Source organism: Pseudescherichia vulneris (genome assembly GCF_902164725.1).
GTDB lineage: Bacteria > Pseudomonadota > Gammaproteobacteria > Enterobacterales > Enterobacteriaceae > Pseudescherichia > Pseudescherichia vulneris.
The window spans coordinates 2759215-2767597 of the sequence record NZ_LR607338.1 but is presented as its reverse complement, the minus strand read 5'-3'; the positions used below and the strand labels follow the sequence as shown (position 1 = coordinate 2767597).

At 54.8% G+C, this 8383-nt stretch carries 8 protein-coding genes; 2 read left to right on the top strand and 6 right to left on the bottom strand.

The window, feature by feature from the left end; genetic code table 11:
• From FN633_RS11545 to rlmE, 5 genes are all read right to left on the bottom strand, one after another.
• A partial coding sequence (locus tag FN633_RS11545) for a prepilin-type N-terminal cleavage/methylation domain-containing protein (RefSeq protein ID WP_154058919.1) occupies positions 1 to 524 on the bottom strand: 524 nt, incomplete at its 3' end.
• A gap of 153 nt (positions 525 to 677) precedes the next feature.
• Positions 678 to 2015, bottom strand: coding sequence for a phosphoglucosamine mutase (glmM, locus tag FN633_RS11540; RefSeq protein ID WP_154057800.1), 1338 nt, complete (start codon positions 2013 to 2015; stop codon positions 678 to 680).
• Entirely contained in the window at positions 2008 to 2856 is an 849-nt protein-coding gene (gene folP, locus FN633_RS11535) for a dihydropteroate synthase (RefSeq protein WP_042390106.1), read from the bottom strand. The genes glmM and folP overlap by 8 nt, the downstream gene beginning before the upstream one ends.
• Before the next feature lie 131 nt (positions 2857 to 2987).
• A complete protein-coding gene (ftsH, locus tag FN633_RS11530; protein ID WP_042390103.1) occupies positions 2988 to 4898 on the bottom strand; it encodes an ATP-dependent zinc metalloprotease FtsH in 1911 nt (636 codons plus the stop codon).
• A gap of 102 nt (positions 4899 to 5000) precedes the next feature.
• A complete protein-coding gene (gene rlmE, locus FN633_RS11525; protein WP_042390101.1) occupies positions 5001 to 5627 on the bottom strand; it encodes a 23S rRNA (uridine(2552)-2'-O)-methyltransferase RlmE in 627 nt (208 codons plus the stop codon).
• Positions 5628 to 5753: 126 nt separating this feature from the next.
• Between rlmE and yhbY the strand changes: the two genes are divergently transcribed.
• Positions 5754 to 6047 carry a ribosome assembly RNA-binding protein YhbY gene (gene yhbY, locus FN633_RS11520; RefSeq protein ID WP_042390674.1) on the top strand — a complete coding sequence of 98 codons (294 nt, stop codon included), beginning with the start codon at positions 5754 to 5756 and terminating at the stop codon, positions 6045 to 6047.
• Positions 6048 to 6201: 154 nt separating this feature from the next.
• Here the strand turns inward: yhbY and greA are convergent, their stop codons facing one another.
• Complete coding sequence (gene greA, locus FN633_RS11510; protein WP_042390099.1) at positions 6202 to 6678, bottom strand: transcription elongation factor GreA; 477 nt, start codon at positions 6676 to 6678, stop codon at positions 6202 to 6204.
• A gap of 247 nt (positions 6679 to 6925) precedes the next feature.
• Here greA and dacB point away from each other — a divergent pair, with 247 nt between their 5' ends.
• The gene (gene dacB, locus FN633_RS11505) at positions 6926 to 8359 is read left to right on the top strand and encodes a serine-type D-Ala-D-Ala carboxypeptidase (RefSeq protein WP_042390098.1); all 1434 of its coding nucleotides are present in this window, start codon (positions 6926 to 6928) and stop codon (positions 8357 to 8359) included.
• The last annotated feature ends 24 nt before the right edge of the window (positions 8360 to 8383 follow it).

The following is an 8383-nucleotide window of genomic DNA, read 5'->3' as shown; positions in this document are numbered from 1 at the left end:
GGGGCAGAGATAATGCCAACATAATCCCACTGGTTACCCATTTGCGAAAGCAGGTTTCGACACGTCTGTTGGTCAAGGCCGCTTACCAGAAGTACAAACCCTTTGTGCACGGTGCTTTCAGAGTCCACCAGCGCCTGACCAATCTGGAAAGTATCGCCTGAAATACCGTTAAAGGATTCAGAGGGAGAAACCTTACCCAGCTTATTGAGCGTGACGATGGGCGCAAGGTCGTCTGACGTTGCGATCTCTGCTTTTGTCAGCGTGACGGCCGTTGAGGTCGCGGGTGGATATTCGCCCTCATCCTTAAATGCCTCGGTCATGGAGGTACGAATACTGTTGGTGTTGTTCTGAATATCCGAAATATCCTGGGCGGTAAATGCCCGCTGTGCTAATACCACGACGCCTGCGGCAATAACGCCGATGATACCCAGCACAATGATAATTTCAAGCAGCGTGACGCCTCGCTGTTTTTTTAACACGCTTTCTACGTTATGGGCTTTAAAATTAAACGCGGTCCGTTCCATAACCTTCCCTTACTAACATTAATTAAATGAATTAATGCAGCTAATTGCATTAGGTTGTATTTGAATCATGCAATTTTAAAGAGTATGTAAGGAAGTAAGAAGAGCATTATTACCTAAACGCCACTCCGAAATTGGAGTGGCGTAATTATAAAATTAAGCTTGTTTAACCGCGTCAGCTATGCGGTGAGCGAACTCGGTGACCTGTGCTTCGTGCTCGCCCTCTACCATGACGCGAATCAGCGGCTCGGTGCCGGATTTACGCAGCAGCACACGCCCGCGGCTGCCCAACGCCGCTTCAACCTCTGCCGTCACGGATTTCACGGTTTCGTGTTCCAGCGGATCGCCTGTACCTGCGGTAAAGCGCACGTTAACGAGGATCTGCGGGAACAGCTTCATGCCGCTGCAGAGATCGTGCAGGGTCATGTTGTTACGCACCATAGCAGCAACGACCTGCAGGCCTGCAACGATACCGTCACCGGTGGTGGTTTTATCCAGCAGGATGATGTGCCCAGAGTTCTCTGCGCCGATGCGCCAGCCCTTCTCTTGCAGCTTCTCCAGCACGTAGCGGTCGCCGACCTTAGCGCGAGCGAAAGGAATGCCCAGCTGCTTTAGCGCCAGCTCCAGACCCATATTGCTCATCAGCGTGCCAACCGCACCACCGCGCAGCTGCCCCTGACGCAGGCCTTCGCGCGCAATGATGTAGAGGATCTGATCCCCGTCCACTTTGTTGCCTTCATGGTCAACCATGATGACGCGGTCGCCGTCGCCGTCAAAGGCGATACCGAGATCGGCCTTTTCCGCCAGCACGCGCGCCTGCAGCGCGCGTACGTCGGTCGCGCCCACCTCTTCGTTAATATTGACGCCGTTAGGTTCGCAGCCGAGAGTAATTACGTCAGCACCCAGTTCGCGGAAGACACTAGGAGCGATGTGGTAGGTCGCGCCATGGGCACAGTCGACCACAATTTTCAGCGCTTTCAGGCTCAGCTCGTTCGGGAAGGTGCCTTTACAGAACTCGATGTAGCGTCCCGCGGCGTCCACGATGCGGCTGGCCTTACCCAGTAGCGCGGAGTCAACACAGCTGATCTCTTTTTCCAGCTCGGCTTCAATGGCCTCTTCTACCTCATCCGGCAGCTTGGTCCCGTCGGTTGAGAAGAATTTAATGCCGTTGTCGTAGAAAGGGTTATGGGAGGCCGAGATAACAATTCCTGCTTCAGCCCGGAATGCACGGGTCAGGTAGGCCACCGCCGGGGTTGGCATCGGCCCGGTGAAGGAGGCAGAGATACCGGCTGCCGCCAGGCCTGCCTCCAGCGCGGACTCCAGCATATAGCCAGAGATACGCGTATCCTTACCGATAATGATTTTGCGCGAGCCATGACGCGCCAGAACTTTACCTGCTGCCCAGCCCAGCTTAAGAACGAAGTCAGGTGTGATAGGCGCATCGCCGACGCGCCCACGAATACCGTCTGTACCAAAATATTTGCGACTACTCATAGCGTTTGTTTTCCTTCGCTGATAGCGTGGCCTCGACCACCCGCATGGCTTCTGTTGTCTCTTTCACGTCATGTACGCGAATTATGTGCGCTCCCTGCATGGCCGCTATCGTTGCACACGCCAGGCTGCCGCTCAGGCGCTCTGATGGGCCAACGTTCAGCAGTTGGCCAATCATCGATTTACGGGACATGCCGACCAGCAGCGGCAGACCAAAATGGTGAAACTCTGCCAGGCGAGCAAGAAGCGCGTAGTTATGGGAGAGATTCTTACCGAAACCGAAGCCGGGGTCGAGTACCAATTTATCCTTTGTAATGCCTGCTTTCTCACACCTTGCAATCTGCTCATGGAAATAGCGGTCGACTTCGGCAAAGACATCGGCATATTTTGGCGCATCCTGCATGGTCTTTGGATCGCCCTGCATATGCATCAGGCAGACCGGCAGGCCGGTTTCCGCCGCCGCCTCCAGCGCACCCGGCTCGCTCAGGGAGCGAATGTCGTTAATAAGATGTGCACCCACGCGGGCAATCTCCCGAATGACCTCTGGCTTAGAGGTATCCACCGAGATCCATACCTCAAAACGCTGCGCCAGCGCCTCGACCACCGGTACCACGCGGGAGAGCTCTTCATCGACGCTCACCTCAGCCGCGCCCGGCCGGGTTGACTCGCCGCCGACATCAATGATGGTGGCCCCGGCGTTGATCATCAGATTGGCATGTTTAACCGCGTCGATTAGCGTGTTGTGCGCACCGCCGTCAGAGAAGGAGTCGGGGGTGACGTTGAGGATCCCCATCACGTGCGGATGAGAGAGATCGAGCGTGGTTCCCTGAGCGAAGAGTTTCATAGAGCATCCCTTGTACTGTGTGGGTGATAGATAAGAAAAAACCCCGGAGCACGCCCCGGGGTTTTAAATAGTGCTAACGCAGATGCCGCATGAGCGTATTTGTCGCCAAACCGCTCAGCGCCAAACCAGACTTACATCGTGTTGCCTGGATTTGGTGTACGCGGTTCATCAACTGGACGCGGCGCACGCGGCGTGCCATTGCTGTCAGAGCTGTTTGAGCCTGGATCTTCCCAGCCCGCTGGCGGACGCACATCGCGACGAGCCATCAGGTCATCAATCTGCGGCGCATCAATGGTCTCATATTTCATGAGCGCATCTTTCATTGAATGCAGGATGTCCATGTTATCGTTCAGGATCTGACGAGCACGGTTGTAGTTACGCTCAATCAGTAATTTCACTTCCTGGTCGATAATACGTGCCGTTTCATCGGACATGTGTTTCGCTTTCGCTACGCTACGGCCCAGGAACACCTCACCCTCTTCCTCTGCGTACAGCAGCGGACCGAGTTTGTCGGAGAAGCCCCACTGGGTGACCATGTTACGTGCCAGGTTAGTCGCCACTTTAATGTCGTTGGACGCACCGGTAGAAACATGTTCAACGCCATAGATGATCTCTTCCGCCAGACGACCGCCGTACAGCGTGGAGATCTGACTTTCCAGTTTCTGACGGCTGGCGCTAATCGCATCGCCTTCAGGCAGGAAGAAGGTCACACCCAGCGCACGACCGCGCGGAATAATCGTCACCTTATGTACCGGATCGTGTTCCGGCACCAGGCGACCGATGATCGCGTGGCCCGCTTCGTGATACGCGGTAGACTCTTTCTGCGCTTCAGTCATCACCATGGAGCGACGTTCCGCACCCATCATGATCTTGTCTTTCGCTTTCTCAAACTCAACCATGGAGACAACGCGTTTGTTGCCACGGGCAGCAAACAGTGCCGCTTCGTTGACCAGGTTAGCGAGATCCGCACCGGAGAAGCCTGGGGTACCACGGGCAATGATTGCCGCATCGATATCCGGCGCCAGCGGTACGCGACGCATATGCACCTTCAGGATCTGCTCACGGCCACGCACGTCTGGCAGACCGACCACGACCTGACGGTCGAAACGGCCTGGACGCAGCAGCGCTGGGTCAAGCACGTCCGGACGGTTGGTCGCGGCGATCACGATAATGCCTTCGTTGCCTTCAAAGCCGTCCATCTCAACCAGCATCTGGTTCAGGGTCTGCTCACGTTCATCATGACCACCGCCCAGGCCTGCGCCACGCTGGCGGCCCACGGCGTCGATCTCATCGATAAAGATGATGCACGGCGCGGCTTTCTTGGCCTGCTCGAACATGTCACGCACACGAGATGCACCAACACCCACGAACATTTCCACGAAGTCAGAACCGGAAATGGTAAAGAAGGGAACCTTCGCTTCACCGGCAATCGCTTTTGCCAGCAGGGTCTTACCGGTACCCGGCGGGCCGACCATTAAGACGCCTTTCGGGATCTTACCACCCAGCTTCTGGAAGCGGCTCGGTTCACGCAGGTATTCAACCAGCTCACCCACCTCTTCTTTGGCTTCGTCGCAGCCTGCGACGTCAGCAAAGGTGGTTTTGATCTGATCTTCGGTCAGCATACGCGCCTTGCTCTTGCCGAACGACATGGCACCTTTGCCACCGCCGCCCTGCATCTGGCGCATAAAGAATATCCAGACGCCGATTAACAGCAGCATCGGGAACCACGAAATGAAGATTGAAGCCAGCAGGCTTGGCTCTTCCGGCGGCTCGCCAACTACTTTGACGTTTTTCGTCAGCAGGTTATCAAGCAGTTTCGGATCGTTAACCGGGATGTAAGTCGTGTAACGGTTACTATCTTTCTTGGTAACGTTGATCTCACGTCCGTTGATACGCGCTTCGCGAACCTGGTCCTGATTGACCTCTTGCAGGAAGGTAGAGTAATCCACCTTACGCCCGTTCGACTCGCTGGGCCCAAAGCTCTGGAATACTGACATCAGCACAACGGCAATGACCAGCCAGAGTATTAGGTTTTTCGCCATGTCACTCAAGGGATTAACCTCATATTACAACTGTGTTAAAAACAGCGTCAGGATACTCTGTATCCCGTCTCCTTCAAACCTGGGTTTGATATCAACGGTTTATCATTTTCGCCCGGTCGCTACAATGTACACTTCACGTGAACGCGCACGCGAAGAGTCAGGTTTACGCACTTTTACCTTCGTAAACAGAGAGCGAATTTCTCTTAGATACTCATCAAAACCTTCGCCCTGAAACACCTTCACAACAAAATTTCCGCCCGGTGCGAGAACGTCGCGGCACATCTGCAGCGCCAGCTCCACCAGATACATGGCGCGGGGGATATCCACTGCCGGTGTTCCGCTCATGTTGGGGGCCATGTCGGACATGACCACCTGAACTTTTTCGTCGCCGACGCGTTCCAACAGCGCCTTGACCACTAATTCATCACGAAAATCGCCTTGAAGGAAGTCGACACCAACGATGGGATCCATAGGAAGAAGATCGCATGCGATGATCCGCCCTTTGCCGCCGATCTGCGTGACCACATACTGTGACCAGCCACCCGGCGCAGCTCCCAGGTCGACAACCGTCATGCCTGGCTTAAAAAGCTTGTCACTTTGCTGTATTTCATCAAGTTTAAACCAGGCGCGGGAACGTAACCCTTTTTTCTGCGCCTGCTGCACATATTTATCGCTAAAGTGTTCCTGAAGCCAGCGGCTTGAGCTGGCAGAACGCTTTTTACCTGTCATCTCTATTTCCAACGTTGTTCATCGTGAGTAGCAGGCTATCAACTATCAGCACAGCCGATTTGGCGATACACTGGAGATGGCGGTAGAATGAACCGTTTTCAATCCCAACGTAAGCAAAAATATACGATGAATCTGAGTACTAAACAAAAACAGCACCTTAAAGGTCTGGCACATCCGCTCAAGCCGGTAGTTATGCTTGGCAACAATGGTTTGACCGAAGGGGTACTGGCCGAGATTGAACAAGCGCTAGAGCACCATGAGCTTATCAAGGTCAAGATCGCTACCGAAGACCGCGAAACTAAGACGCTGATCGTAGAAGCGATTGTTCGTGAAACCGGCGCCTCTAACGTACAGGTCATCGGTAAAACGCTGGTGCTGTACCGCCCATCGAAGGAGCGTAAAATTTCGCTGCCACGCTAAGAATATCCTGGATAGAACACAAAATCTGTGTAAAACGAGGGGTTTTCCGCAAGCTGACAAGCAAAATGCCACGCTCTTGACGTTGTTAAAAGGCCGCTATGCGGCCTTTTTCTTATCTTTACATTACGTCAACATATTACAGGTCGGCGCGTAATTAAAGATATTCTACCTTGAGGATCTCATACTCCACTTCGCCACCCGGGGTGCGGATAACGACCACATCGTCCTGCTCTTTCCCCACCAGCCCGCGCGCAATCGGCGAGTTTACGGAGATCAGATTCTGCTTAAAATCGGCCTCATCATCACCCACGATGCGATAGGTCTGCTCTTCATCATTATCGAGATTCAGCACGGTAACGGTTGAGCCAAAAATCACGCGGCCATTGTTGGGCATTTTTGTGATGTCGATCACCTGTGCATTGGAGAGCTTAGCCTCAATGTCTTTGATGCGACCTTCACAAAACCCCTGCTGCTCGCGGGCGGCATGGTACTCGGCGTTCTCTTTCAGGTCGCCGTGCTCGCGGGCATCGGCAATCGCAGCGATGATTTCAGGACGACGCACGGATTTCAGAAAATCCAGCTCTTCGCGTAATTTTTCAGCACCACGTAAGGTCATCGGAATAGCTTGCATTGTTATACCTCTTAAACATTCCTGTAGGGAGCGGTGGCCCCGCCCCGGTAGCTTTGCCCCTGCATACCGCGCAAAAGAGGGGGCCAAAAGCAAAAAGAAAACCGACCCGGAGACAAAGCTCCAGGTCAGCAGCAATTTTTCAATTTGATACGCATTTTACCCGGAAGTTCCTTATGGGTCATCGTTTACTTTCCGGTGCGATGCACCGTAGTATGACGGCCTGTTTCCAGGTTTCTAGCGCGAGATTATGCGATTTTCCAGATATGTCATCGGATTGACCACCAGTATAGCGTTGAATGTGCAGGCCGCGAACGTTGATGAGTACATTAACCAGCTTCCTGCTGGCGCAAACCTCGCCCTGATGGTGCAGAAGGTCGGCGCTCAGGCTCCCGATATTGATTACCACAGTCAGCAGATGGCCCTGCCCGCCAGTACCCAAAAGGTGATCACCGCGCTGGCCGCCCTGCTGCAGCTAGGGCCAGATTTCCGTTTTACCACCACGCTTGAGAGTAAAGGCAGCGTTGCGAACGGGGTGCTAAAAGGGGATTTAGTGGCGCGATTTGGCGGCGATCCGACGCTAAAGCGTCAGGATATCCGTAATATGGTGGCGGTGCTGAAGAAATCCGGCGTCCAGCAGATTGAGGGCAATGTGCTGATCGACACCTCGGTGTTTGCCAGCCATGACAAAGCCCCCGGCTGGCCGTGGAATGACATGACCCAGTGCTTCAGTGCGCCGCCCGCCGCCGCGATTATCGATCGTAACTGCTTCTCGGTGTCGCTCTACAGCGCCCAGAAAGCTAACGATCTGGCGTTTATCCGCATCGCCTCCTACTACCCTGTCACCATGTTCAGCCAGGTGCGCACGCTGGCGAAAGGCTCTCCTGATGCCCAGTACTGCGAGCTGGACGTTGTCCCGGGCGATCTTAACCGCTTTACGCTGACCGGCTGCCTGACCCAGCGCGCCGATCCGCTGCCGCTGGCCTTTGCGATACAGGACGGGGCGAGTTACGCCGGGGCGGTGCTGAAGGATGAGCTTAAACAGGCTGGCATTACCTATAGCGGGACGCTGCTGCGCCAGACGCTGGTTAACGAGCCCGGAACGGTGATTGCCAGCAAACAGTCCGCGCCGCTGCACGATCTCTTGAAGATTATGCTGAAAAAGTCAGACAACATGATCGCCGACACCGTGTTTCGCACCATCGGCCATGCGCGCTTTGGCGTGCCGGGCACGTGGCGTGCGGGGGCAGATGCCGTGCGGCAGATCTTGCGCCAGCAGGCGGGCGTCGAGCTGGGTAACAGCATTGTGGTGGATGGCTCCGGCCTGTCGCGCCATAACCTGATCTCTCCCGCCACCATGATGCAGGTGCTGCAATATATCGCCCAGCATGATACCGAGCTGAACTTCATCTCGATGCTGCCGCTGGCGGGCTATGACGGCTCGCTACAGTACCGCGCCGGTCTGCATGCGGCAGGCGTGGACGGCAAGGTGTCGGCGAAGACAGGCTCTCTACAGGGGGTGTATAACCTGGCGGGCTTTATCACTACCGCCAGCGGCCAGCGCATGGCGTTTGTGCAGTATCTCTCTGGCTATGCAGTAGAGCCTGCCGATCAGCGTAACCGCCGTATCCCGCTGGTGCGCTTCGAGAGCCGGTTGTACAAAGACGTTTACCAGAATAATTAATTCGGCGACGTGCACAAACAAAAA

Excerpts from the sequence above, each read along its gene's own strand:
- rlmE (WP_042390101.1), bottom strand. The coding sequence starts at position 5,627 with ATGACAGGTAAAAAGCGTTCTGCCAGCTCAAGCCGCTGGCTTCAGGAA.
- glmM (WP_154057800.1), bottom strand. The coding sequence starts at position 2,015 with ATGAGTAGTCGCAAATATTTTGGTACAGACGGTATTCGTGGGCGCGTC.
- dacB (WP_042390098.1), top strand. The coding sequence starts at position 6,926 with ATGCGATTTTCCAGATATGTCATCGGATTGACCACCAGTATAGCGTTG.
- yhbY (WP_042390674.1), top strand. The coding sequence starts at position 5,754 with ATGAATCTGAGTACTAAACAAAAACAGCACCTTAAAGGTCTGGCACAT.
- folP (WP_042390106.1), bottom strand. The coding sequence starts at position 2,856 with ATGAAACTCTTCGCTCAGGGAACCACGCTCGATCTCTCTCATCCGCAC.
- ftsH (WP_042390103.1), bottom strand. The coding sequence starts at position 4,898 with ATGGCGAAAAACCTAATACTCTGGCTGGTCATTGCCGTTGTGCTGATG.
- greA (WP_042390099.1), bottom strand. The coding sequence starts at position 6,678 with ATGCAAGCTATTCCGATGACCTTACGTGGTGCTGAAAAATTACGCGAA.